The 26,186-nt window shown below is 59.4% G+C and carries 16 protein-coding genes; 12 read left to right on the forward strand and 4 right to left on the reverse strand.

Annotated features, from left to right (window positions below):
• Positions 1-92 precede the first annotated feature (92 nt).
• Positions 93-8,477 carry a YadA-like family protein gene (locus ABCS64_RS00615; protein WP_418890014.1) on the forward strand — a complete coding sequence of 2,795 codons (8,385 nt, stop codon included), beginning with the start codon at positions 93-95 and terminating at the stop codon, positions 8,475-8,477.
• 45 nt (positions 8,478-8,522) lie between these two features.
• Positions 8,523-9,374: an OmpA family protein gene (locus tag ABCS64_RS00620; protein WP_418890015.1), complete on the forward strand. Its 852-nt coding sequence runs from the start codon at positions 8,523-8,525 to the stop codon at positions 9,372-9,374.
• A 253-nt stretch (positions 9,375-9,627) separates the two neighbouring features.
• On the opposite strand, the gene ABCS64_RS00625 is transcribed toward ABCS64_RS00620, so the two are convergent.
• A complete protein-coding gene (locus ABCS64_RS00625; RefSeq protein ID WP_418890016.1) occupies positions 9,628-10,188 on the reverse strand; it encodes a hypothetical protein in 561 nt (186 codons plus the stop codon).
• Between the two features lie 113 nt (positions 10,189-10,301).
• Between ABCS64_RS00625 and ABCS64_RS00630 the strand changes: the two genes are divergently transcribed.
• The 7 genes from ABCS64_RS00630 (at position 10,302) to gnd (ending at position 17,268) form a co-directional block, all read left to right on the forward strand.
• Positions 10,302-10,703: an MliC family protein gene (locus ABCS64_RS00630; protein WP_418890017.1), complete on the forward strand. Its 402-nt coding sequence runs from the start codon at positions 10,302-10,304 to the stop codon at positions 10,701-10,703.
• A gap of 156 nt (positions 10,704-10,859) precedes the next feature.
• Positions 10,860-11,846, forward strand: a complete 987-nt coding sequence (locus ABCS64_RS00635; RefSeq protein WP_418890018.1) for an agmatinase family protein — start codon at positions 10,860-10,862, stop codon at positions 11,844-11,846.
• A gap of 154 nt (positions 11,847-12,000) precedes the next feature.
• On the forward strand, positions 12,001-13,533 hold the full coding sequence (gene putP / locus ABCS64_RS00640; protein WP_418890019.1) for a sodium/proline symporter PutP: 1,533 nt from the start codon (positions 12,001-12,003) through the stop codon (positions 13,531-13,533).
• 402 nt (positions 13,534-13,935) lie between these two features.
• Positions 13,936-14,190 (forward strand): glucuronate isomerase, encoded by a 255-nt coding sequence (locus tag ABCS64_RS00645; protein WP_418890020.1) that lies wholly within the window; start codon positions 13,936-13,938, stop codon positions 14,188-14,190.
• Between the two features lie 94 nt (positions 14,191-14,284).
• A complete protein-coding gene (locus ABCS64_RS00650; protein WP_418890021.1) occupies positions 14,285-15,748 on the forward strand; it encodes a mannitol dehydrogenase family protein in 1,464 nt (487 codons plus the stop codon).
• A gap of 46 nt (positions 15,749-15,794) precedes the next feature.
• A complete protein-coding gene (locus ABCS64_RS00655) occupies positions 15,795-16,361 on the forward strand; it encodes an NAD(P)-binding domain-containing protein (RefSeq protein ID WP_418890022.1) in 567 nt (188 codons plus the stop codon).
• The gene (gene gnd / locus ABCS64_RS00660; RefSeq protein ID WP_418890023.1) at positions 16,327-17,268 is read left to right on the forward strand and encodes a decarboxylating NADP(+)-dependent phosphogluconate dehydrogenase; all 942 of its coding nucleotides are present in this window, start codon (positions 16,327-16,329) and stop codon (positions 17,266-17,268) included. The genes ABCS64_RS00655 and gnd overlap by 35 nt, the downstream gene beginning before the upstream one ends.
• 363 nt (positions 17,269-17,631) lie before the next feature.
• Here gnd and ABCS64_RS00665 read toward each other — a convergent pair whose 3' ends face one another.
• From ABCS64_RS00665 to gloA, 3 genes are all read right to left on the reverse strand, one after another.
• Complete coding sequence (locus ABCS64_RS00665) at positions 17,632-18,666, reverse strand: NAD(P)-dependent oxidoreductase (RefSeq protein ID WP_418890024.1); 1,035 nt, start codon at positions 18,664-18,666, stop codon at positions 17,632-17,634.
• 78 nt (positions 18,667-18,744) lie between these two features.
• Positions 18,745-20,223 (reverse strand): gluconokinase, encoded by a 1,479-nt coding sequence (locus ABCS64_RS00670; protein WP_418890025.1) that lies wholly within the window; start codon positions 20,221-20,223, stop codon positions 18,745-18,747.
• A gap of 170 nt (positions 20,224-20,393) precedes the next feature.
• Entirely contained in the window at positions 20,394-20,777 is a 384-nt protein-coding gene (gene gloA / locus ABCS64_RS00675; RefSeq protein ID WP_418890026.1) for a lactoylglutathione lyase, read from the reverse strand.
• 672 nt (positions 20,778-21,449) lie between these two features.
• On the opposite strand from gloA, the gene ABCS64_RS00680 reads away from it, so the two are divergent.
• The 3 genes from ABCS64_RS00680 (at position 21,450) to glyS (ending at position 26,160) form a co-directional block, all read left to right on the forward strand.
• Positions 21,450-22,367 carry a D-hexose-6-phosphate mutarotase gene (locus tag ABCS64_RS00680; RefSeq protein ID WP_418890027.1) on the forward strand — a complete coding sequence of 306 codons (918 nt, stop codon included), beginning with the start codon at positions 21,450-21,452 and terminating at the stop codon, positions 22,365-22,367.
• A 618-nt stretch (positions 22,368-22,985) separates the two neighbouring features.
• A complete protein-coding gene (gene glyQ, locus ABCS64_RS00685) occupies positions 22,986-23,924 on the forward strand; it encodes a glycine--tRNA ligase subunit alpha (RefSeq protein ID WP_418890028.1) in 939 nt (312 codons plus the stop codon).
• Between the two features lies 1 nt (position 23,925).
• Positions 23,926-26,160 (forward strand): glycine--tRNA ligase subunit beta, encoded by a 2,235-nt coding sequence (gene glyS / locus ABCS64_RS00690; protein WP_418890029.1) that lies wholly within the window; start codon positions 23,926-23,928, stop codon positions 26,158-26,160.
• Positions 26,161-26,186: the final 26 nt, after the last annotated feature.

Here is a 26,186-nt window from a genome sequence, read left to right on the forward strand (position 1 = left end):
CTCTATTACAGACTTTGCAGTCTGCCTCGATTTAAAAACCTTGTATTAACGGACGATCTCGCCAATCCGGCGATTTGCATGGAGATTTTTCTATGAACCGTATTTATAAAACTGTCTGGAATGAAGCATTGGCTGCTTGGGTCGCCGTGCAGGAAACGGCCAAATCACATGGCAAATCGGCTTCTTCTGGTACGGGTGGCAGTAGCACTGTTGTTTTGGACAGATTGGGCATTAAAAAAGCCCAGCGCTTTGTTCCCGCAGTCATGGCGTCTGCCTTGGCGCTGGCGGCCGGCCAGGCCAATGCCGGAACTGGCTTCTATCTTAACGACGGCCAAGATGTTAACTGTACAGGTATTGCTGACAGTACGGGTGCTGTTCAATATGCCATTATGGGCACACAAATTCATACGCCATTTCAGGGTACAGCTGGTGTGTTCGTACCGAATTCTTCTTTTTTCGGTATAACGTCGGCATATAACCCGTGTAAACCGGTCGGTGGGAATAAAGAAGAAAACCATGATACGCAGACTAACCGCACCTTGTTCTATGGCAGTGTAAATGGTCCTGCTAATACGACCGATAATGGCGCCAAAAACCTGACCCTGGGCGGCCGCTTGGATGTCAACAGCGGCATCATCGGTGTTGGTTACCGTGGTACGAACGGGGTTGATCCCTCCTTCACTCAGAATGGTTACTATAAAGATACCAATGGCAACCTGTATCGTTCATCGAACAGCATTCGCATGGGTACTGGCATCACTTTGGATGAGGCCAATAACAAAGAGGCATCCATTGCTATCGGTGTAGACACCAAATCCTCTGCGCTCAGAACGGTAGCCATCGGTTGGGATGCTCAAGCAACCGGCAACGAAGACGTGGCCTATGGCGTGCACGCCAAGGCATCCGGCGGGCAGGCCGTGGCTTTGGGGCCGTCTACCCAGGCCATTGGCAGTCAATCGACCTCTATCGGTAACAACAGCATCGCCAGGGGCAATTCTTCCGTCTCCATTGGCGGGGACGACCTGAATGCGGTAGCCAGTACTACGCCGCTGGTCAGTACCAACCCCGCTAATAACAACGATGCGCTGAACGATACGGCTGCGGCGGCTACGTATAGAAACATGACGGGGCAGAACCTGGTCGACTTTACTTCTACCGCCGGCCGCTATATCCCTACCGAGGCGGGCGACGGCGCGGTTGCTTTGGGCGTGCAGGCCAAGGCAACAGGCGCCTTGTCAACCGCCTTTGGTACCAAAACGTCGGCAACCGGCGTCGCTTCAGTGGCATTGGGCGTTGGCGCAAGCGCTGATAAAGCAAACGCCGTAGCATTGGGCGCGGGCAGCACCACGGCCGAAACGGCTACGTCAGAAAAAACGGCAACCGTGGGTTCAATCACTTATGGCAGCGCGGCTAACCCGTTTGCTGGCAGCGCCAATGTAACTGCTGGCGACCAGGTTTCTATTGGTTCGGCTGGTTTCGAACGCCAAATCAAACATGTCGCTCCAGGCGCTATTACCGCCGCTAGCACCGATGCCATCAATGGCAGCCAGTTGTTTTATGTAACGCAAGGGCTGCAAAACCAGATTGGTGCTGCGGCTACACATTACTACAGCGTAAAAGGCAGCGGCGCTACCGACGGCAACTACAACAATGACGGTGCCACTGGCGCTAAAGCAATGGCAGCTGGCGTGAATGCCTCTGCTAAAACAAATAATTCCATTGCAATCGGTACCAATGCTTCTGTTGAAGCGGGTACGGAAACTGCTGAATCCGGTACAGTTACCGGTGTTGGTTCGGTGGCTGTGGGCGCGGATAGCACTGCCAAGGGTACTAATGGTGCTGCATTCGGTCAAAAAGCAGAAGCTTTTGGTCAAAACTCTTTGGCTGCTGGCCAAGATTCCCATGCAACCGGTAAATCTGCTGTTGCCTTAGGTGATGGTGCCAGAGGCAGCCAAGATTCCGCAACAGCTGTGGGTGTATACACCAAAGCAACTGGCGCTAGCGCTACGGCAATTGGCCGTGCAGCCAATGCAACCGCTGCTTCTACCACGGCCGTTGGTGCAGGGACGGCAGCAACAGGTAATAGTGCAGTTGCCGTAGGTAATGGCAGTAAAGCGGCTGGAGCCAGTTCTTTTGCTGCCGGGCATGGCGCTGAAGCCGGTGCTACGAACAGTGTATCTGTTGGTCTGAATGCAGGTAAGGGTGCGAGCAATAATATTCGTACTGTTGCTATTGGCGATTCTGCCGCAATCGATAGCAATGGTAATAACAATGTTGCGGTAGGCACCCAGGCCATGAATGGCTATGCAGGCAATGCCAGTATTGGTATTGGCGAGCAAGCCGCTTTAGGATCGAAAGGGCAACACAATACGGTAATTGGCTGGACTGCTGCCCGCCACTTGGATGGCGACGACAATATTGCCATTGGCACCCGTGCGAATGATGCTACTGCTGCGGTGCCCCGGACTGTTGCCAATACTGTAGCCTTGGGTTCGGACACCAAAGCAACCGTAAGTGGAGCGGTTGCCTTGGGTAATAAGTCAGTTGCTTCTACTGCTGCTGGTGTGGAAGGAGCTGACCCGCTGAATGCAGTTGCAGCAAAGAATAACGCTACTTGGACTTCTACCGCAGCGGCAGTTTCTGTAGGCGATGTTGCAAATAACATCACTCGTCAAATCACGGGGGTGGCTGCAGGTAAGGAAGATACCGATGCAGTAAACGTTGCCCAGTTGAAGGCGGTGAGTGGTGCAGCCAAGACGCACTACTACAGCGTCAACAGCAGCGAACAAGCTGCGGGCAGCAACTACAACAACGACGGTGCTACGGGAACGGACGCACTGGCCGCTGGCGTCAAGGCCAAAGCGGCACAACGCAACTCCGTGGCCATTGGTAATGAGGCGAAAGTAGAAAATTCGCCGGCCAATCCGTCTAGCAGCTCGATTGCCATCGGCGACAAAGCCAAAGCACAGGGTGATTTGGCGCTGGCTATTGGCCCGGGCGCCACAGTAAGCGGCGAAAGCGCGGCGGGCGGCATTGCCATTGGCTCGGCTGCTACATCGAACAACGGCGGTATGGCAGTGGGTAGCGGCGCCAATGCCGGCAATGGCACCCCCATGATTCCTGGCCTGCCCGTGCGCCTGAACAACAACGTCGCCCTGGGTGACAGCGCGAAAGTTAAAGACGACACCAACTTCCGCGTGGCACTCGGGTCCTTCTCCATCGCGGGCGAATCGAATCTGAATGCAGCGCCCTACAAACCGACGGCAAATGCCAATGTTGCCGGCGTTGCAGGCCCGGGCGTAGAGCTGGGCGAAGTATCGGTTGGCGGCGATAACACGGCTGGGATGGGGAAAGTTCTCTACCGCCGCATCACCAACGTGGCGGCCGGTGCGGCCGATACCGACGCAGTGAATGTGAGTCAGCTCAAAGCGGCCACCAACAAGGTCACTGCTGGTGACGGCATCACCGTTACCGATACGGCAAATGCCGACGGCAGCACCACCTATAAAGTAGCGGCTGACACCACGCCGCTGACAGTTACCAACGGCAAAGTAACCCCGCCGGCTGCTGGTAATGCGAACAAACTGGCCACGGCTGGCGACATTGCCAACGCCATCAACAACAGCGGCTTCCAGGCCACTGCGGGCGGCAACTTGGCCAGTGGCACTACGGCCACTGCCACCACCGTCAAACCTGGCCAGAAAGTAACCTTTGCGGCTGGTGACGGATTGACCGTGAAACAGGACCTGGACGCCAACGGCGACCAGAGCTACACCTACGCCCTGAACGCCCAATCTGTGGTGCAGAGTGCGCAAACCCCGGTCGTGTATACCAAAGCTGACGGCAGCAAGGTCTACAAACACAGCGACGGCAACTTCTACGACAAGCCCGAAGGTCAACCGGGGGCACAGCAAGTACAGCCTGGCGACGTCATTGCGAGCATGCAGAATGCAGCGGGCAACACCACGACGCCCACCACCCTGGCCAACGTCAAGGCCGGTGCCAAAGACACCGACGCAGTGAATGTGAGCCAGCTCAAAGGCGCAGCTGATGCTTTGGGCGGCGGCGCGGGCGTCAATACCGACGGCACCTTCAAAGCGCCCAGCTACACCATCACCAAAACCGATGGCACGAACTACGCTCCGGCCACCAATGTGGGCGATGCGCTGAGCAACCTGAATACTGAAGTCATCAAGCCTCTGACCTTTGCGGGCGACAGCGGTGCCAATGTTGAGCGCAAGCTGGGCTCTACCCTGAACGTGAAAGGCGGCGCGGCCGGCACCCTGACCGAAGGCAACATCGGTGTAGTGGCAGACGCTGCGACCAACACGCTCAATATCAAGCTGGCCCAAAACATTGACTTGGGTAACAACGGCAGCGTGAAGACGGGCGCCACCCAGATGGACAACAACGGCATCACCATTGCCGCGCCGACTCCTACAGATCCGGCGAACAAGGTAAGCCTGACCAGTGGCGGCCTGAACAACGGTGGCAACAAGATCAGCAATGTGGCTGACGGAACAGCCCCGAACGATGCGGTCAACCTCAGCCAGTTGCAGGCGATGGGTAAAGCAGCCAAGACGCACTACTACAGCGTCAACAGCAGCGAACAAGCTGCGGGCAGCAACTACAACAACGACGGTGCTACGGGAACGGACGCACTGGCCGCTGGCGTCAAGGCCAAAGCGGCACAACGCAACTCCGTGGCCATTGGTAATGAGGCGAAAGTAGAAAATTCGCCGGCCAATCCGTCTAGCAGCTCGATTGCCATCGGCGACAAAGCCAAAGCACAGGGTGATTTGGCGCTGGCTATTGGCCCGGGCGCCACAGTAAGCGGCGAAAGCGCGGCGGGCGGCATTGCCATTGGCTCGGCTGCTACATCGAACAACGGCGGTATGGCAGTGGGTAGCGGCGCCAATGCCGGCAATGGCACCCCCATGATTCCTGGCCTGCCCGTGCGCCTGAACAACAACGTCGCCCTGGGTGACAGCGCGAAAGTTAAAGACGACACCAACTTCCGCGTGGCACTCGGGTCCTTCTCCATCGCGGGCGAATCGAATCTGAATGCAGCGCCCTACAAACCGACGGCAAATGCCAATGTTGCCGGCGTTGCAGGCCCGGGCGTAGAGCTGGGCGAAGTATCGGTTGGCGGCGATAACACGGCTGGGATGGGGAAAGTTCTCTACCGCCGCATCACCAACGTGGCGGCCGGTGCGGCCGATACCGACGCAGTGAATGTGAGTCAGCTCAAAGCGGCCACCAACAAGGTCACTGCTGGTGACGGCATCACCGTTACCGATACGGCAAATGCCGACGGCAGCACCACCTATAAAGTAGCGGCTGACACCACGCCGCTGACAGTTACCAACGGCAAAGTAACCCCGCCGGCTGCTGGTAATGCGAACAAACTGGCCACGGCTGGCGACATTGCCAACGCCATCAACAACAGCGGCTTCCAGGCCACTGCGGGCGGCAACTTGGCCAGTGGCACTACGGCCACTGCCACCACCGTCAAACCTGGCCAGAAAGTAACCTTTGCGGCTGGTGACGGATTGACCGTGAAACAGGACCTGGACGCCAACGGCGACCAGAGCTACACCTACGCCCTGAACGCCCAATCTGTGGTGCAGAGTGCGCAAACCCCGGTCGTGTATACCAAAGCTGACGGCAGCAAGGTCTACAAACACAGCGACGGCAACTTCTACGACAAGCCCGAAGGTCAACCGGGGGCACAGCAAGTACAGCCTGGCGACGTCATTGCGAGCATGCAGAATGCAGCGGGCAACACCACGACGCCCACCACCCTGGCCAACGTCAAGGGCAACTTGGCTGATACCGCTACTGCTGCGACCAACCCGGCCAATAACGACCGCACGACCTTGACCGCCAACGGCAAAGGCAACAACGCCGCCACCGTCAACGACGTATTGAATGCTGGCTTCACCGTACAAGGCAACGGAGTTAACAAAGACTTCGTCACCCACGGCGACACCATCAACTTTGCCGACGGCCAAGGCACCGTAGCCAAAGTCACGAGCGCTGGCGGCGTCACCAAGGTTCAATTCGACACCCCGATGACCTACGTTGACCCCGCAGGAGCTGCCACCAGCACCCCGAGCAACAAGGTGAAACTGGTGGGCGGCAACGCAGGCGCTCCGGTGATTCTGGATAACGTAGCAGACGGCACGGTTGCTGCCAACAGCAAAGAAGCCGTTAATGGCGGCCAGCTGCACGACTTGAAAGAAAACGGCTTCAAGATTGCTGCTGACAACGGCACGCCTGACACCGTCAAGCTGACCGAAACCGTTAAATACGCTGGCGACAGCAACATCGTCACCACCGTAACCGACAACCAAATAGGCTTCAAACTGGCCAACAGCATCACTGTAGGCCCGGCTACTGGTGGCCACCCGGTCACGATTGACGGCAATGCTGGCACCGTAACTGGCTTGACCAACAAAACTTGGAATCCGGCCAGCATCACCAGCGGTCGTGCGGCAACCGAAGACCAACTCAAAGCAGCCGTTGATGATGTCAGTACCGTAGCCAACAAGGGCTGGGATATTGGCAATGGCGCGCCTGCCGCTGTTGGTACGGTTAAGCCCGGCAAAAAGGTTGATTTTGTGGCGGGCAACGGTAGCACCAAGGTGGATGTGACGCAGGATGCAACCAGCGGTAACTCCAAAGTAACCGTATCGGCTGCGCCCGGCGCATTGCAGTACACCAGCACCAATCATGCTGCAGGCACCAACACGCCCAATGCCGATCAGTTCACGCCGGCTAATCAGGTTACCTTGGTCGGGCCCGTTGGCAGTACCACTGGCGTCACCATCAACAATGTGGCGCCGGCTGAGCTGAGCGCGACCAGCAAACAAGCAGTGAATGGCAGCCAGCTGTATAACACCGGCAGCAGTACGGCAGCTGCGTTGGGCGGCACATCCAGCTTTGACGCTTCTACAGGGAAAGTGACCGCAGGCTTGAATGTGGGCGGCACGACGCATACCAGCGTACAGGACGCGCTCAATGCCATCAACACCGCGGCGGGTGCGGGCTGGAACCTGAAAGCCAATGGCGGGACAGCCTCCAATATTGCGCCGAATGGCACAGTGGATGTTGTGAATGGTTCCAACACCAAAGTGACGTTGACTGGCAATACCCTGAAGGTGGATGTGGTAGATAACCCCACGTTCAGCGGCCCGGTGACGGCCAATGGCGGGCTGACGGTTGGCGGCAATCTGACAGTTGCCCCTGGCGCCAATGTCAATATGGGGAATAACGTCATTCACAACGTAGCCGACGGCGTAGCGGATACGGATGCTGTTAACGTGCGCCAGCTGAATGCCATTTCTGGCGGGATAAACAATGTTACAAAACTGGTGGGTGAGAACTTTACCAATCCAGACGGCACGAAAGCGCTGGACGTGTACGACGTGGCCAAGCAAACGATGACCGAGCATACCAGTGTGATCTCGGCGCTCAACCAGGTTAAGCGGGAAGGCACCAAATATTCGCATACCCGTGATAATGGCGAGGCACCGATCATTGGCCCGACCAATGACTCCAGCGCGGGTGCACTGGGTTCGACGGCGCAGGGTGTGAATGCCATCGTTGAGCCTGATGCCGTGAATGCTACGGCCATGGGGCATCGCGCACGCGTTCGCAATGCCGCGGCCCACTCCGTGGCCATTGGCAATGAGGCCGTAACAGGCGGTGCATCGGCCGTGGCTATAGGCGATGGTGCGCAGGCTCTGGGCAAGAAGTCGATTTCCATCGGTACGGGCAACGTGGTCAGGGGCGAAAACTCCGGTGCAATCGGTGACCCAACCATCATCAACGCAGCCAATTCGTACAGCGTCGGTAATAACAACACGATCGCCGCGGGGTCGCATGATGCGTTCGTGCTGGGCAACAACGTGACGGCTACGGCGGCTAATTCGGTGCATCTGGGTTCGGGCGCCGCGGCGCAGACTGCTGCAACACCGCAGACGGCGGGCATGACGACTTACAACGTCGGCATCGTCAACGGGGTGGCGTATAACTACGCAGGCGGCACGCCGACCGGGGTTGTTACTGTCGGCGACGTTGGTCAGGAGCGTCGCATCCAGAATGTGGCTGCTGGTCAGGTCAGCCCGACCAGTACAGACGCCATCAACGGTTCGCAGCTGTATCAAACTACGATGGCAATCAACAACGGCATCTCCACGACAATCAACAACCTGTCCAACAAAATCGACGCAAACCATAATAAGGCTATGGGCGGGGTTGCCAGCGCGATGGCTTCGGCCGGACTGCCGCAGGCTTATGTGCCGGGTAAGAGCATGGTTGCCATGGGCGCTGCGACGTATCAGGGGCGCACAGCATTGGCGCTGGGCGTATCGACGATTTCCGACAATGGCCGCTGGGTGCTCAAAGGCAGTGTCAACACGCACAATCACGGCACGGTCGGCGCAAACGTTGGTATGGGCTATCAGTGGTAAGTGTCGGGACAACGCAAAACAATGGAGAAACAGAATATGCAAGCAATGAAACGGAAACAGGTGCGGTGCCCCGGTGTATTGACGCCATGGGCGTGCTCGCTGGCACTGCTGGTGACGGGGTGCACCTACGCGATTAGCGAAGGGCTGGATGAGCAGGGGAACGCCACCCAGATCATTTTCCCGGAGATCACGCAGAATGAGGCGCTGGAGCGCGGGATTTTTCCAAACCTGGATAACCTGCGCCTGATCAAGCCCGGCATGACCAAGGAAGATCTGTACTATCTGCTCGGCGTCCCGCATTTCCGTGAAACCCACGGCGCGCGTGAATGGGATTACGTATTCAAGTTCCATGATGCGGAAGGCGTCACGACCTGCCAGTACAAGGTGCTTTTTGACACGTCAATGAAAGGGCGGAATTTCTACTGGAAGCCGGAATCCTGCGCCGATCGGTTGAGCGAGCAAAAGGATGCCACCGCATCGGCTGAACCGCGCAGAATCCGTCTCAAGGCGGATGCTCTCTTCCCCTTCGGTAAGTTTGCCGAACAAGATATGCGTCCGGCCGGTCGCCAGCAGCTCGACGAGCTGGCAACGGAGCTGAAGTCACTTGATTCTTCGGCAAGGATTACCATTACCGGCCATACCGACCGTCTCGGCAGCGATGCTTACAATCAGCGGCTTTCGCAGCAACGCGCGGAAACCGTGCGCGGCTATCTGGCCGCCAGAGGCGTTCCTGGTGCGCAAATGTCGGCGCAAGGCATGGGAGAGCATCAGCCTGTCACTGAATGTGGCGGCAAAATGGCGCGCAAAGAATTGATTGCCTGTCTGGAGCCGAACCGCCGTGTCGAGATCGAAGTGACCGGTGAAAAGCCGTTGCAGAAAGCGGCTGGCAAGGAGTAATGCGGCCGCCCGCGCGTTATGCACCACACACCATCCCTCATTCCCTCATTGGGGGGGCATGGGGTGGTGTTGGGGTTCTTGGATTGGGTAAATCCGCGTAATGCAAGCGCGTGTCCGCAAATAAAACGGAGCCGGGAGGCTCCGTTTTTGTTTCCTGCTCCCCGCATGTTCAGTGGGAGATAGACGTTGTAATCATCCGCGGTCAGCGCGTACCTGTTGTCATGCCGATCCCGTTGCGTGCGCACGGGGCGCATCAATACACGGGCGCGCCTTTGAGCAACGCAGGAATCCACAGTGAAAAGCTGGAGAAGTGAAGAGCGACGGCTCTAACCGCCGGATAATCAGGCGGGCGTACATCGGCCGAGCGGAAGTCGCGCGCCTGTACGGCTGTTGCGACAAAAGCGGACGCCAGCAGAACGGACAAGGGCTTCTTCAGAAACATGGTGTTTTCTCCTTGACGGAAAAGTCGCCTTACAGGCAAGGTTGGTATGATGCTGGCTGGCAACCGGATGTTTCCCCGCCTGTTGACACCCATGCTCCCCAGTCCAAGTACGAGAAAAATATGCCCCTGGGTGATAAGCATGATGCAAGGCGATTTCGTGTTTTTATTACCTTCCACACCTTTCGACACATCCCGTAATGCCTTATTTAAGGCGACTCCCTGCATACGTTTTGGCAAGGTTTTACCTTGTGAATCCGGATGAACTGGCATGCCCGGCGTCGATGCGCCGGTGAAGTCGGGCAGCGCCTGCCCTGTGTTATGCTTGCCTTGTACCTTGCTGCGCCAGCGCGCGTGGTGATTAGCCGTGCGCAATCTCGGTGGTTTACGCCTTGTTCCTGTTGTCCTCGTGTGTTGTCGCGCTGTTCGGAGAATGGAACAGCGGCCAGCAGGGCGTTTTTGTGTTTTTTAACGAAAGGAGTTTGTCTATGAAAATGTCGGTATTGATGCTTCCGGTGTGCGCTGCACTGATTCTGGCAGGATGTGTGGACGGACCGCGTCATCACGTGGGTGGGCCGGATATGCCTCCGCCCGGCCAACCGTCCAGAGCTCCGCTCGCTAACCGGCCGGCCGAGGATCGTTTCAGTTGTGAAAACGGATTGTCCGTGTATATCCGTAATCTTGACAATGACCGGATCGAGCTGGCATTGGATGACAAGCGCGCCATTCTGACTCGCGCAGTTTCCGGCTCGGGCGTACGCTACGTCAGTTCCAGCGGTCTGTTTGGCAAAGGGGCCGAGTGGCATGCAAAAGCCAATGAAGGTTTTTTCGGTTTTGTTGACCCCTATGGCAATCGGGTCGAAACATCCTGCCGCCTGGCGACGCGCTGAATGTTAAAACGGCCGGGCGGCGCGGATGTTGGCGTGGCCGCCCGGCGTTGATGGAATCAGCTTTTCCTGCATTGCAAGACAAGGCGGCAGCGTCGGAGGAATTGAATTCATCGTTCCTGTAGTTTTAAGTTTTAATCCTTGTGAAGGAATGTTCTCATGCAAAATAAACCGGAATGCTATGTGGCGCATAAGCAGTTCGAAGAAGTCTATAGCGGTGTGCCGACCTTTATGGGGCTGCCCAGAGTCCACGACAAGCGTGATCTCGGCAAATACGATGTGATTTTTTCCGGAATTCCGTTTGAGGGGGTATGCACATGGGGCGGCCCGTCCGGTTGCGAACTGGCGCCCAAAACGATCCGCAACGCTTCGATCCGCTATGGCGGTTATCTGCCGGAGTTCGATGTGGACGTGTTCGATCATCTATCTGCGGCCGACTACGGCGACGTTGCCACGCAAAACGGCGATATCGAGGGAACGATGGCCAATATCGAAGCGCGTGCGAAAGAATTGTGGGATGCGGGCGTTTTCCCGATTTCCTTTGGCGGCGACCATTCGGTGGCGTATCCGATCCTGAAAGCGTTGGCGGAGAAGCACGATGGAAAAATCGGCGTCATCCATCTCGACGCCCATCTGGACAATATGGATACCTTTGGCGAATACAAGTACGCGCGCTGCTCGCCACTGCGCCGGACATACGAGCTTCCCGGCATCGATCCGAAAAATATCGTCCATGTCGGCATCCGCGGCCCGCGCAACAATCCGAAAGGTATGCAGGCGGCGCGCTCGGTCGGGGCGACGGTGATCAGCAGCTTCGAATGCAAGGCGCCAGGCGGCATCGAATCGGCCATCCAGCGTTCGCTCGACATCGCCGGCAAAGGAACGAAAGCGATCTATGTCACGCATTGCAGCGATGCGCTCGATGTGGCGCATAACCCGGGCGGGCCGGCTGACCCGTGCGGGTTGTCGACGTATGAAATGGCCTGCTTCCTGCGCGGGGTTGCCAGTGCGGGTGTACAGGGCTTCGATTTCGTGGAAATCTATCCGCCCACCGACCCCAACAATGTCTCCAGCCATGTGTGTGCCTGGATGTGCCTGTACGTTTTGAGTGGCCTGGTCGAGGCCAGAAAACGCCAGGCACGCTAAAACGAGGTCAATCCTTATCCAGCCCCCGTCTAGCCCTTTCAGGAGTGCGTATGCAATATTTTGATGCCATTACCTTGTTTCTGATCCTGGTGCCGATGCCTGCGGTCTTGATCTGGTCTGCCTATGACCTCTGGCGCGATGGAAAGGACGCCTCATGAAGTTCGATCCGATCTACATTACTTTTGTACTGTATCTGTGCGCGATGATGGCGATCGGCGTTGCCACGTACTTCCGTACCCAGTCCTACGGCGAATACATCATCGGCGGCCGTAGCCTGGGCAGTTGGGTGACGGCGATCTCGGCACAGGCGGCTGATTTCAGCGGCTGGATCTTGATGGGCTTGCCCGGCGCGGCGTATGCGTCGGGGCTGGGCAAGTCCAGTTTGTATATCTGCATCTTCACCGCCATTTTTGCGATGATCAACTGGAAATACGTCGCCCAGCGCATACGCGTCTACACCGAGCAAGCGAACAATTCGCTGACGATTTCCAGCTATCTGGAAAACCGCTTTCAGGATAACAGCCGGTTGCTGAAGCTGGTCACTTCCGCCTTCATCGTCTTTTTCTTCACCGGCTACGTGGCGGCCGGCTTCGTTAGCGGCGGCGTGCTGTTTGAATCGCTGTTCGGCATCAATCGGATTTCTGCGATCCTCATCGGTGCGGGGGTCATCGTCGGCTACACCTTCCTCGGCGGCTTCCTCGCCGTGACTTTTACCGAGCTCTTGCAGGGCATCATCATGTTTACGACGCTGATGCTCACGCCGATCCTGTGCATCAGCACTGCGGGCGGAATGGAGACCGTGCTCGCCAAGATCGCTGCGCTCAACCCCGACATGCTGAGCGCGCTCAAAACGGTCGATTACAACCTCAAAGAAGGCGTGCTCTGGCAGACGACCGGCACGATCACCTGGATCACGGTAATTTCCGCTGTCGGCTGGGGGCTGGGCTATTTCGGCCAGCCGCACATCCTGATCCGCTTCATGTCGATCAAGAATCACCGCGAACTGGTCAAATCCCGGATGATTGCGCTGACGTTCGGCAATGTGCTGCCGCTCTACGGCACAATCATCGTCGGCCTCATCGGCGTGGCCGTCTACAACGGGCCGACGGCGCTTGCCAATCCGGAAACGGTGTTCATCACGATGGTCAAGGATTCCTTCAACCCCTGGGTGGCGGGTTTCTTCCTTTCGGCGATCATGGCGGCGATCATGAGCACGCTGAGTTCGCAGCTGCTGGTGGCGGCCAGTTCCTTTGCCGAAGACCTCTACCGCAGCTTCTACAAGCCGCAGGCGACCGACAAGGAGCTGATGTTTGTCAGCCGTGCCATGGTGCTGCTCCTGGCCGTGATCGCTGTCTTCCTGTCCTTCCGCGGCGGCAAGATTCTCGACCTTGTCGGCTACGCCTGGTCGGGCTTTGGCGCGGCGTTCGGGCCGGTCATTTTGTTCTCGCTGTTCTGGAAACGGATGACGCGCAATGCCGCCGTCGCCGGCGTTATCGCTGGCGGGCTGACGGTCGTGGTCTGGCCGTTTACCGGCTCGACGTTGTTCGACGTCATACCGGGCTTTATCGTCGGTTCTATTGCCGTCTACGTCACAACCCTGCTTGACAAGCCGGTGAGCCCGGCGGTGGTGGCGCTCTTCGAAAAGGTGCAGCGGGAAGTGGAAAAACGTCAGCACACCCACGCTTGAGTGTGGGCGGCGCGGACGCAAAGGATGTCACGCAACGGCGCTTTCTCTGGAAGCGCCGTTTTTTCTGGGCGGTGATGCGTGGGTAGATGAGGGCATGCGCGGAACCCCACATGAATAAAGGCGCTCCGGGCACCCTTTCGGAACCCCGCGTGGATAGGGCGTTTCCGGGCATACCCTCTGAGATGCCCTGTTTACAAGGGGTTCAGAGCACCCCTTTGGAGATGCCCGTGGATAAAGGGCTTCCGGGCATCCCACTTGTCCTAGTGCACGCATCGCCCGCGTCGTGCCGTCAGCCTATGGGAGCGGGTCGGGATTCGCTATAAAATGGCCTACCCGGATTCCACAGAATCCACGCCCGTCGTATGTGGGCGATAAACCGGAGGCGTCCCAATGAACCCCTTTATGAATGCCGATTTCCTGCTGCCCGACGCGAGCGCGCAGCGGCTCTATCACGAGTGTCACGAGTACGCCGCGTTGATGCCGATCATCGATTATCACTGCCATTTGCCGCCGGCTGACATTGCCGGCGACACCCGTTTCGAGAATAGGGCGCAGGTCTGGCTGGGCGGTGATCATTACAAATGGCGGGCGATGCGCGCGAACGGCATCGTCGAAACCGGCGGACTGCTGACCCAAGACCATTCGCTACTCGCTTAACCCGGTCTGGCGCAGGATGAATGATTGCCTCATGATGCGAATCCCCTATTGATCGATTGACTCATTGACCGAAGAAAACCTGAAGGAGAAAACCATGCGTCTGAATGAAGCGAATCTGAAAAATCTGCCGACGGGAATGCAACAGCCGACGTATGACCGCAAGAAGGTTGCCAGCGCCATCGTGCATCTGGGCATCGGCGCATTCCATCGGGCGCATCAGGCGATGTTTACCGATGCTGTGCTCGCTTCCGGTGATCTGGCCTGGGGCATCGTCGGCGCCGGCGTCATTTCTGACGATATGAAAAAAGCGCTGCTGCCGCAGGACGGCTTGTACACGCTGGCGGAAATGAGTGCGGACGGGGAAAAGATCAAAGTGATCGGCTCGATCGTCGACGTGCTCGGCGGGCCAGAGGATGCCGACAAGCTGCTCGCCAGGATGAGTGATGCGGGTACGCGCATCGTCAGCCTCACCGTCACGGAAAAGGGATATTGCCTTGATGTGGCCACCGGAAAGCTGTTGCTGCAGGCGCCGGCGATTGCCGCCGACCTCAAATCGCCCGCAACGCCCAAAAGCATCCACGGCCTGATCGTACAAGCGCTCAAGAACCGGCAGGCCGCCGGCATCCCGCCCTTTACCGTGCTCAGCTGTGACAATCTGCCCAACAACGGCAAGCTGGCCAAGGCGGCCGTGCTGGCCTATGCCCGCGAACTGGATCCGGCGTTCGCGCAATGGATCGAAGCCAACGTCCGCTTCCCCTGCACGATGGTCGACCGCATCACGCCGGCGACTACTGACGCCGACCGTGCGCATGTGAATGGTAAAACCGGACTGGAAGACGCCTGGCCGGTCGTCACCGAGGAGTTTGTCCAGTGGGTCATCGAGGATGAATTCACGATGGGGCGGCCGGATTGGGACAAGTTCGGCACCGTGTTTTCGGATGAAATTGAACGCTGGGAGAACATGAAGCTGCGCTGCCTCAACGGCTCGCACTCGACGCTCTCCTATCTCGGCCAGCTGACCGGCCGTGAAACGGTGGCCGATGCGATGGGGCTGAAACTGATTACCGACGTGCTCGACCCGCTCTGGGTGGAAATCCGCGAAGTGCTGCAGGTGCCGAAAGGCGTCGATACCGCTGCCTATGTGGATAGCCTCAAGCGGCGTTTCCGCAACCCGGCGCTCAAGCATAAGACGGCGCAGATTGCTTCCGACGGCTCGCAAAAACTGCCGCAGCGCCTGCTGGCGCCGCTGCGCGACCGAATCGCCAAAGGGCTGCCCTCACCGGCGATCGCTACGGCCGTGGCCGCCTGGATGCACTTTGCCGTCAAGACCGCGCATACGCCGGGCGGCGCGCTGAATGACCCGATGTCGGACGAAATCCTGGCGCAGGCGAGAAAACGCACAGCCGCGGCGGATATCGTGGACGACCTGCTGGCGCTGGAAAAGATTTTCGGCGCCGACCTGCCGGCCAATGCGGCGTTTCGCACCGAATTGATCGGCAAGTTCGTCGAATTGGCCCGCAATCCCGCAGTCGATACGGCTGCCCAGATTCAGGCATGATGACCGAAATCCCACACCTTTTTACTTTGACAGAAGGACTCATTACATGGAAGCACGCGCAGATCTTGCCCTGATCGGGCTGGCGGTTATGGGCCAGAACCTGATTCTGAACATGAACGACCACGGTTTTACCATCGTCGCATACAACCGCTCGACCGATAAGGTCGACCGATTTCTTGCCAATGAAGCGAAAGGCACCCGAGTCATCGGCGCGCATTCGATCGCCGAAATGGTCGCGCTGCTCAAAAAGCCGCGCCGCGTCATGATGCTGGTCAAGGCCGGCCAGCCGGTGGATGACTTCATCGAGCAGCTGATCCCGCATCTGGAAAAAGGCGACATCATCATCGACGGCGGCAATTCGCTGTTCGAGGATACCAACCGCCGCCAGAAATACGTCGAAAGCAAAGGGCTGCTCTATGTCGGCACCGGCGTATCCGGTGGCGAGGAAGGCGCGCGCCATGGCCCGAGCATCATGCCCGGCGGCTCGCCGGCGGCCTGGCCGTACGTCAAGGATATTTTCCAGGCCGTTGCGGCCAAGGTCGACGACGGTTCGCCTTGCTGCGACTGGGGTGGGCGAGATGGGCGCCGGTCATTACGTCAAGATGGTGCATAACGGCATCGAATACGGCGACATGCAGCTCATTTGCGAAGCCTACAACCTCATGAAGCACGGCCTGGGCATGAGCGCCGGCGAGATGCACGAAGTTTTCGCCGAATGGAATCGCGGCGAACTCGACAGCTACCTGATCGAAATTACGCGCGATATCCTGGCCAAGAAGGATGATGACGGGGCGCCGCTGGTCGACAAGATTCTCGATACCGCCGGCCAGAAGGGGACGGGCAAATGGACGGTCATCAATTCTCAGGATTTGGGGATTCCGATCACCCTGATGGCCGAAGCCGTCTATGCGCGCTGCGTTTCGGCGCTGAAGGATGAGCGCGTATTCGCGTCAAGCCGGCTCGACGGCCCGCATCCGGCGCTCAGCGAGATCGCGGCGGATGCGGCGAAGAAGCAGGCGTTTATCGCTGACGTCAAAAGCGCGTTGTATGCCTCCAAGATCGTCAGCTACGCCCAGGGCTACATGCTGATGCGCGCAGCGGCCAAGGAGTATGGCTGGAATCTTAACTACGGCGGCATCGCCTTGATGTGGCGCGGCGGCTGCATTATCCGTTCGCGTTTCCTCGGTAAGATCAAGGCGGCTTTCGACAAGGATTCGGCCCTCTCCAACCTCCTGCTGGACGACTATTTCCGGGAGGAAATCCGCAAGGCGCAGCCCGGCTGGCGCAACGTCGTCGCCCAGGCTGCGCTCAAGGGCATCCCCGCGCCGGCCTTCAGTACCGCGCTGGCCTTTTTCGACCAGTATCGCAGCGCCGTACTGCCGGCCAATCTGTTGCAGGCGCAGCGTGACTACTTCGGTGCGCACACCTATGAGCGCATCGACAAGCCGCGCGGCGAATTCTTCCACACCAACTGGACGGGCAAAGGCGGCACGACGGCATCGACCACCTACAACGTCTAAAGCGCCGGCTGCGGCGCATGCCGCAACGACCGGATGTCCCGACAACGCGGCGCGCCCAAGGGCGCGCCGTTTTTTTCGGGCGGCGATACGTGGCCGAAAAGGGCCTGCCCGCAACCCCGCGTGGATAGGGCATTTGCAAGCAGGCACCTCCGGAACCCTTGTAAATAAAGGGCTTCAGGGCAGGGTACCCGGAGATAACCTGTTTACGCGGGGTTCAGGGCATCCATATTTGAGACACAAAAATATAGCGGCTTAACTTTGCCAAAAGACAAGGCGGCGAGCCGCAGACAGTACGAGTGGTACGGCAAGGCGAAGCCAACGAAGTATTTTGGTAAAGGAAGCCGCTATACAAGGGCTGGCCGCCTATTTCCTGAAGCGGACGATGCGCGAGTTGGCGAGGTCGATCTGGGGATTGGCGATGACACCGGGGAAAGCGCCTTCAACGAAGATACGGCGCATGTCCTCGACTATCGTCTGCCCCATGCCACGCAGGGAAACGACCGAATAACCGCCGAGATGCGGCGTGATGATGACATTGGGCGTTTTGAGCAGAACGTGATTGCCGTCGATCGGCTCGCCTTCGACAACGTCGGTGGCGTAGCCGCCGACTTTGCCGGATTCGAGCGCGGCGATCAGGTCGGCCTGCTTGTAGATTTCGCCGCGGCAGGTATTGACGAGGATGACGCCCGGACGCATCAGGGCAATCTGCTCGGCACCCAGCATGCGTGAGGTTTCCGCTGTCAGCGGACAATGCAGACTGATGATCTCGCTGTCGGCCAGCAGTGTGTCGAGATCGACTTTGTTGGCGTCGCGCGCGGCAATTTCCTCAGCACTGACATACGGGTCGCAGGCGATCACTTTGGCACCGAATCCTTGCGAGAGGATGCGGGCAACGGTTTTGCCAATGGCGCCGATGCCGATCAGGCCGATTGTCGCCCCGGCAAAATCAACGCCGAGCGCGAGCCTGGCGCGCCGCGCCCATTGGCCGGCTTTGACCACGTCGGCGCCTTCGCAGATGCGGCGGGCGGAAGCATTCATCAAGCCGACAGCCATCTGCGCGACGGATTCCCGCTCGACTTCCGGGCCGACTTTGGAAACGGCGATCCCCAGTTCGGCGCAGGCGTCGAGGTCAACGTTGTCGCAGCCGACGCCGTGGCGCGCGAGCAGGCGCAGCTTGGGCAATCCCAGCAGGACTTCCCGCGTATAGACGGGCGTGACGCTGGCGATGATGCCGTCGGCGCCGCTCAGCTTCTGATGGAATAGCGAGGCCGGTGCGCCGTTCGGGATATCGACGCGGATCAGCTCGGCGAATTTTTCCAGCTCGCGCAGATGTTCCGGGAAGGAGACGCCGAAAGAACTGGAATTGACGATGGCGATGGTCACTTTGGCTTGGCTCATAAGTTATTGTCCTGGTGGAAAAATGTGAATTTGCGTGAGTCGAAGAACGGTTGAAAAAGGATTGCGCGGGGCGAGCCGTCAATCCGCCGACTGCTCCAGGCGGGCAAGCAGCGGCGCGCGGAGTGCCTGACGGATGCTGAAGTAGCGCTCGGCAAGCGCCGCGTAGATTTTGGCATGGCGCGCGATAGGTTCAAAAACGGTGGCCTCGCGCATGATGCGGCGCGAGCATTCGATGAGGTCGCTGCCTTCGCCGTAGCGTGCCATGCAGGCGGCGCCGATAATGCCCATTTCCGGATTCTGCGTGACGCAGACGCGTAGATCGAGGACGTCGGCCATGATCTGCATCCATTGCGCATTGGCCGAGGCGCCGCCGCCGAGGCGGAATTCCTCAATCTGCCGATGCGGATCGAGCCGGTTTTTCACCAGCAGGTAGGAAAAGGCAATCCCTTCGAGAAAGGATCGCGCCAGATCGTCGCGCGTACTGGCGGCGCCCAAGCCCATGACCACGCCGGTGCCGATATTGCCGACGATCATGTCGCGTTCGCCGGTGAAGTAGGGGAAAGTCATCACCCCGTTTGCGCCGGGAACGGAGAGCGGCGTTTTTTGCAGGTAGTCGAGATTTTCGCCAAGCAGAGACAGCAGGAGATTGGTGGCGCTGGTGCAGTTATTGATGCCTGCGCCGGTGAAAAAGCGTCCCGGCCGCAGCAGGCAGCTCTGAATCAGCCCGCCCTGGAGGTCTTCGACCGGCGCTGGCGTCGGGATGCGGAACATGCCTGAGGTGCCGAAGTTGCCGACGCCGATACCCTCGGCAAAGCCGGTCATCGCGGCGGCGACCGCGCCGCCATCGTAGAGGCCGGCGGCAATCGCCGTACCTTCGCGCACGCCCAGATGGCGACAAATGGCGGGCAGCAGCGGCACTTTGTCGGTAAGGCCATTGAGTACGCGCGGAAACTGTCCGACGGCAAAACCGGTGGCCCCGATGATCGACTCATCCCAGCGGCCGGAAATATCAAGGCAGCCGAGCGAGTTGGCCGTGCTGTAATCGGAAACATATTCACCGGTCAGCGCATGCATCAGAAAGGCTTTCGAGTCGAGTACATGCGCCGTGCGGGCGGCAATCTGCGGCTGTGTGACGCCGATGTGGTGAAGGCGATTGGCCGGGTACTGGAAAATCGGCGGGCAGCCGGTGCGCAGATACATGTCGTCAACGTCGCCAACGGCGGCCAGGAAGCGGGGGAAGTGTGCCTGCGCCGTGGTGTCGGCGAATGTTGATATGCGGGTCAGCGGCTCGCCGTCTTGATTGAGCAGCACCAGGCCGAACATGTAGGAGGTCAGCGCCAGCATGTCGATTTCGCTGCCATGCCGGTCCGCCGCGCGCCGGCAAACTTCCAGCAGCGCTTCACGGAGCCGGTGCGGGTCGTGTTCGGCGCGGCCGCTCGCGTCGCTTTCCAGCGCCGTGCTGATTTTCTGCGTCTTGCCGTAAAGCTGACCGGCTTCATCGACAAGCGCGGCCTTGATGTTGGTGGTGCCGACATCAATCGAAAGAGTCAAGCCCATGTTTGCTCCGTCTGGGGAAAATGCTAAAAATCATCAGATGATGCACGCTCGCCGCTGCCGCCGGATGACGCCCTACGGCTGTCAAACGGGGGGCGGCGGATACGCAATGCCGGTACGCTGGCGTTTGCTCTGCGCTGATTTCTTCGGACGCTTTCAGCGCTGCCGGCTGGCTATTTGTGCTCGATCAGCTCGATCTTGTAGCCGTCGGGATCTTCGACGAAGGCAATGACCGTTGTGCCGTGTTTCATCGGGCCGGCCTCGCGCGTGACCTTGCCGCCCCGCTGGCGGATAGCGTCGCAGGCGGCATGGGCATCCGGCACCTCAAGTGCGATGTGGCCGAAACCATTGCCGAGGTCATAAGAGGTCGTGTCCCAGTTGAAAGTCAGCTCGATGACGGCACTCTCGCTTTCCTCGCCGTAGCCGACAAAAGCCAGCGTAAAGCGGCCTTCCGGATAATCGTCGCGGCGCAGCAGACGCATGCCGAGCACTTCGGTGTAAAACGCGATCGAGCGGTCGAGATTGCCGACCCGGATCATGGTGTGGAGGATTCTCATGGTGTACCTTTCTTTTCTGTGGCGTTGATCCGTACAGCGGTGGCGATTTTGAACCTGAATCACCGGGCGCCATGCGTGTGCCGGCCCGATGCGCCCGCTTGCCGAACGTCGGTGATTCGCTGATGCCCGGCTGATGCTTGGAATTGTCTGGAATTGTAGCGCCATTCGTTCCTCGTATTCCGTGCCCGTCTGATGAAAAGTGTTCATGTCGGGTCGAGAAACTCGGTTTCCGGCGCACGGCCCCGATTTTTGGTCAATTTGCCACTGTCCGGCACGGCCAGATGCGGGGCGGCATGAAACAGCCAACCAACAACCAATAAACAACAACCGACACCAGGTCGATTCGGTGTCGATCCGGCCGCTTTCTGGTCTTGTTACGCTGTGCCCGCCATGCAAAACCGCTGGGTCTCTTGGTTTTCTCGGTAACTCTCACCATCCGCAAGTCGGCGGGAGCATGGCAGGATATGTCATCCATATGCCATCCTTTTGTCAACCTTTTGTCAGCCCTTTGTCAGTCTTTTCGCACGCAGCACAAGCAGGTATTCTGGCGGCTATTCTGCCGCCATTCAGGGCTTTGCTGGCTCAGGCGGGTGGCGCCGGGCCGGATGACCGATCAGACGATGAAATCGGGTATGCCCGCAAATTTCCGCGATTCTCGTGATGGAGTAAACCATGTCCAAGCAGATTCCAGCAGAACTCATCAAGCGAACCCCCGGCCTTGCCCTGCGCCATTCTTCGGAACTGTGGCCGGAACGCCATCAGCCCGGCGACGCGGGCCTGCCGATGCTCGCCGTCGATAACGCGCTGGGGCGCGCCATTCTTTCGCCGCATGGCGCGCAAGTCGTGTCCTTCCAGCCCGTTGGCGGAGAAGAAATGCTCTGGCTGTCGCCGCTGACGGCGTTCAGGGCGGGAACGCCCATCCGCGGCGGCATCCCGCTCTGCCTGCCCTGGTTTGGCCCCGGCGCCGACGGCAAGCGCATGCATGGCTTTGCCAGAAACCATACGTGGACGCTCACGGGCGCTGGAACGACGCCTGCGGGAGAAACGCATATCGTTATGGAACTGTCCGGTGAAGCGTCTTTCTGCGATCTGTGGCCGCATGCCTTTGCTTTCCGCTTCGATCTGCTCGTCGGCGCGCGGCTCACGCTTGGCCTGTCCGTTGAAAATCGCAGCCCCCGGCCTGTGCCCCTTTCCTTTGCGTTCCATACCTACTTTGCCGTGGCGAATGTGGCCGATATCCGCATTGGCGGTCTCAACGGGACGCGCTATCTCGACAAGCTCGACAAACGCAACCCTCAGCGACGCAAGCGGCAGACGGGTGAGGTGACGATCTCGGCGCACACGGATCGTATTTACCTCGATGTTCCCAGGTGTCAGAGCCTCGTCACCCCTGCCGGACAGACGCATATCGAATCCGATGCGCGCTGCGCCGTCGTCTGGAACGCCTGGGACAACGACCGCAACATGCCTGACCTGGGCGCGGGCAACCACGTCGGCTACGTCTGCATCGAGCGCGGCGACGTTGCTGACCATGCCATCATGCTGATGCCGGGCGAGTGCTACCGCCGCTGGATGATTCTGCAAAACTGAACCGCCCGCCATTTGCCGCCCGAATTCGACGATTCCACGATTCTACGAACGTCAGGCGGTAACCGCGGGCTGTCGCCAGTCGTTCCCAGAAGGCATGCCCGGAGACCCGCGAATTTAGGGCGTTTCCGGCCGGCATGCGCCACAGCCCGCGTAGAATAAGAGCTGCAGGAGAGGGGGCTGAGAATTGGCCTGGAGCGCGGATTCTGGACAAGGAAGCTGACGGCCCGCCATTTACCGCCCGAATTCGACGATTCCACGATTCCACGAACATCAGGCGGCAACCGCGGGCTGTCGCCAGTCGTTCCCAAAAGGCATGCCCGGAGACCCGCGAATTCAGGGCGTTTCCGGCCGGTATGCGCCACAGCCCGCGTAGAATAAGGGCTGCGGAGGAGGGGGCTGAGAATCGGCCTGGAGCGCGGATGCCGGACAAGGATGGCCGGAAGCATCCAGGCGGCGCGGACGGCAGGCCACCCGCTTTGCCGCGCCCGTGACACCACCCCCTCCGCCGCAACACGATACCCGCACTGCGTTGCACCGTACCGATCGGGCAATTTCCGCCACCGGGAAAAGCAAGTAAAATCCGGGCTTCCCGCGTTTTTCCTGCGATTTACGAATCTCATGTCTTCTACACCCACTTTTCAGGAAGTCATCCTGCGTCTCCAGTCTTTCTGGAACAAACACGGCTGCGCCTTGCTGCAACCCTACGATATGGAAGTCGGCGCCGGCACCAGCCACACCGCCACCTTCCTGCGCGCCATCGGCCCTGAGCCGTGGAAAGCCGCCTACGTGCAGCCGTCGCGCCGGCCGAAGGATGGCCGTTACGGCGAAAATCCGAATCGCATGCAGCACTATTATCAGTACCAGGTCGTGCTCAAGCCCGCGCCGGACAATATCCTCGACCTCTACCTCGGCTCGCTGGCGGCGCTTGGTTTTGATCTGAAGAAAAACGATGTGCGCTTCGTCGAAGACGACTGGGAAAACCCGACGCTTGGCGCCTGGGGGCTGGGCTGGGAAGTGTGGATGAATGGCATGGAAGTGACGCAGTTTACGTACTTTCAGCAGGTGGGCGGCATCGACTGCCGGCCGATTACCGGCGAAATCACCTACGGCCTGGAGCGCCTGGCGATGTACCTGCAAGGCGTTGAGAACGTCTTTGATCTGGTGTGGACCGAGGGGCTGACGTATGGCGATGTCTATCACCAGAATGAAGTCGAGCAGTCGGCCTACAATTTCGAGCATTCCGATGCCGATTTTCTGTTCAGCGCCTTTTCCGCGCACGAAAAAGAAGCGCAACTGCTCGTGCGTGAGCAACTGGCGCTGCCGGCCTACGAGCAGGTGCTGAAAGCCGCGCACACCTTCAATCTGCTCGATGCGCGCGGCGCCATTTCCGTCACCGAGCGCGCTGCCTACATCGGCCGCATCCGCAACCTGGCGCGCAGTGTCGCGCAAAGCTACCTCGACTCGCGTGCGCGCCTCGGCTTCCCGCTTGCGCCGCGCGACTGGGCTGATGAAGTCCTGGAAAAACTCGCTGAACAGAACGCCAAGAAAGCTGCCTGATATGAGTACAAACAATCTGCTCGTCGAACTGTTCGTCGAAGAATTGCCACCGAAAGCGCTGAAGAAACTCGGCGAAGCGTTTGCCTCGACGCTGGCCGAAGCGCTTATCGGCGCTGACCTGGCAGCCGCCGATGCGCGCGTTACCGCCTACGCCACCCCGCGCCGCCTGGCGGCTCATATCACGAACGTGCTATCCGTCGCGCCGGAGCGCGCCGTCTCGACGCGACTGATGCCGGTCAGCGTCGGCCTTGATGCAGCCGGTCAGGCAACGCCCGCCCTGCGCAAAAAACTGGCCTCGCTCGGACTGGAGGCTGCCGATGTATCGCAGCTGCGCCGAGCACACGACGGCAAGGTCGAGGCGCTGTTTCACGATAGCCGCGCGCCCGGCGCAACGCTGGCCGACGGCCTGCAGAAAGCGCTCGATACGGCGATTGCGGCTTTGCCGATCCCCAAGGTGATGGCCTACCAGCTACACGCACACTGCGCACAGCCGGGCTGGACGACCGTGCATTTTGTCCGTCCGGCACACGGACTGGTCGCGCTGCATGGCCGCGATGTCGTGCCGGTCTCGGCGCTGGGATTGACTGCCGGACGCACGACGCATGGTCACCGCTTTGAAGCCGCCGCCGATCCGCTCGATATTGCTGATGCCGACGCCTATGCCGCGACGCTGAAGGAACAAGGCGCCGTCATTGCCAGTTATGAAGAACGTTGCCAAGAGATCGTTCGCCAGATCCGCAGCAAAGCCAATGCGCTGAAATGTCGCCTCGAAGTCGAGCCTGCCCATTTGACTGACGGGGCGCAGGAAGCCGCATTGCTGGAAAATCCGCTCGTTCAGGAAGTCACCGCGCTGGTCGAATGGCCGAACGTCCTGCCCGGCCAGTTCGAGGAAACCTTCCTCGAAGTGCCGCAGGAATGCCTGATTCTGACGATGAAGGCCAACCAGAAATATTTTCCGCTACTCGACGATGCCGGGCGACTGACCAACCGTTTCCTGATCGTCGCCAACATTCGCCCGGACGATGAGCGCGCCGTGATCGAAGGCAACGAGCGCGTCGTCCGCCCGCGCCTGGCCGACGCCAAATTCTTCTTTGACCAGGATCGCAAGAAAACGCTGGAAAGCCGCATTCCGGAGCTGGACAAGGTTGTCTATCACAACAAACTGGGGACACAGGGCGAACGCTCGTTGCGCGTTGCCGCGCTCGCCAAGGCCATCGCCGGGCAACTCGGCGGCGCGCTGGCGCAGCCGGCGGAACGCGCCGCAAGTCTTGCTAAAGCCGATCTGCTCACCGGCATGGTCGGCGAATTCCCTGAGCTGCAAGGCATCATGGGGCGCTACTACGCCCTGCACGATGGGTTGGCGCCTGAAATTGCCGACGCCATTGAAGACCATTACAAACCCCGCTTTGCCGGCGACGAGCTGCCGCGCGGCCAGGTCGGCACCATCGTGGCGCTGGCCGACAAGCTGGAGACGCTGGTGGGCCTGTTCGGCATCGGCCAGATGCCGACCGGCGATAAGGACCCCTTTGCCCTGCGCCGCCATGCGCTGGGCGTCATCCGCATGCTGATCGAAAAAGATTTACCGCTTGAAGTGTCGTCCATCATCGAAATGGCGCGTGAAGTACACAACGACGAAGCGATTCAACGGGCTGCGCACAAGGCCGCGGCAGGTGGAGATGCATTTACACAACGAAAACCGTTCGATCCAGCAACCTCTCAGCAAGTACTCGATTTCATCTACGAGCGCCTGGCCGGCGTGTTGCGCGAGCAAGGTTATTCGGCGCAGGAGGTCGATGCGGTGCTGAGCCGGCGGCCGCAGCATCTGGCGGGCGTTGCCGCCCGGCTTGCCGCCGTGCGCGCCTTTTCGGCACTGCCGGAAGCCGCCGCGCTGGCCGCCGCCAACAAGCGCGTGAGCAATATTCTGAAAAAGGCCGGGCCGTCCGTGACGGACGATGCCAACGTCGATCCGGCGTTGCTGCGCGAGTCTGCCGAGCAGGCATTGGCGGCGGCGCTGGCCGAGGCGCGGCCTAAGGCCGACGCCGCTTTCGAGCAGGGCGACTATACGGCGTCACTGCAAGCGCTGGCGGCTTTGCGTGCGCCGGTCGATGCGTTTTTTGCCGACGTGATGGTTAATGCCGATGATCCGGCGCTCAAGGCCAACCGGCTGGCGCTGCTTGCCGCCCTGCATGCGGCGATGAACCGCGTTGCCGACTTGTCGCGCTTGCAGTCGGCCTAAGCCATGTACGGCGGACAGGGCGCGCA

The organism is Dentiradicibacter hellwigii (assembly GCF_041770905.1).
Taxonomy (GTDB): domain Bacteria; phylum Pseudomonadota; class Gammaproteobacteria; order Burkholderiales; family Rhodocyclaceae; genus Propionivibrio; species Propionivibrio hellwigii.

What these genes read in the sequence shown, in the direction of transcription:
- ABCS64_RS00670 (WP_418890025.1), bottom strand. Translation starts at nt 20,223, where the DNA reads ATGGGCTTGACTCTTTCGATTGATGTCGGCACCACCAACATCAAGGCC.
- ABCS64_RS00655 (WP_418890022.1), top strand. Translation starts at nt 15,795, where the DNA reads ATGGAAGCACGCGCAGATCTTGCCCTGATCGGGCTGGCGGTTATGGGC.
- gnd (WP_418890023.1), top strand. Translation starts at nt 16,327, where the DNA reads ATGGGCGCCGGTCATTACGTCAAGATGGTGCATAACGGCATCGAATAC.
- gloA (WP_418890026.1), bottom strand. Translation starts at nt 20,777, where the DNA reads ATGAGAATCCTCCACACCATGATCCGGGTCGGCAATCTCGACCGCTCG.
- ABCS64_RS00630 (WP_418890017.1), top strand. Translation starts at nt 10,302, where the DNA reads ATGAAAATGTCGGTATTGATGCTTCCGGTGTGCGCTGCACTGATTCTG.
- ABCS64_RS00620 (WP_418890015.1), top strand. Translation starts at nt 8,523, where the DNA reads ATGAAACGGAAACAGGTGCGGTGCCCCGGTGTATTGACGCCATGGGCG.
- ABCS64_RS00645 (WP_418890020.1), top strand. Translation starts at nt 13,936, where the DNA reads ATGAATGCCGATTTCCTGCTGCCCGACGCGAGCGCGCAGCGGCTCTAT.
- glyS (WP_418890029.1), top strand. Translation starts at nt 23,926, where the DNA reads ATGAGTACAAACAATCTGCTCGTCGAACTGTTCGTCGAAGAATTGCCA.
- putP (WP_418890019.1), top strand. Translation starts at nt 12,001, where the DNA reads ATGAAGTTCGATCCGATCTACATTACTTTTGTACTGTATCTGTGCGCG.
- glyQ (WP_418890028.1), top strand. Translation starts at nt 22,986, where the DNA reads ATGTCTTCTACACCCACTTTTCAGGAAGTCATCCTGCGTCTCCAGTCT.
- ABCS64_RS00650 (WP_418890021.1), top strand. Translation starts at nt 14,285, where the DNA reads ATGCGTCTGAATGAAGCGAATCTGAAAAATCTGCCGACGGGAATGCAA.
- ABCS64_RS00635 (WP_418890018.1), top strand. Translation starts at nt 10,860, where the DNA reads ATGCAAAATAAACCGGAATGCTATGTGGCGCATAAGCAGTTCGAAGAA.
- ABCS64_RS00680 (WP_418890027.1), top strand. Translation starts at nt 21,450, where the DNA reads ATGTCCAAGCAGATTCCAGCAGAACTCATCAAGCGAACCCCCGGCCTT.
- ABCS64_RS00615 (WP_418890014.1), top strand. Translation starts at nt 93, where the DNA reads ATGAACCGTATTTATAAAACTGTCTGGAATGAAGCATTGGCTGCTTGG.
- ABCS64_RS00665 (WP_418890024.1), bottom strand. Translation starts at nt 18,666, where the DNA reads ATGAGCCAAGCCAAAGTGACCATCGCCATCGTCAATTCCAGTTCTTTC.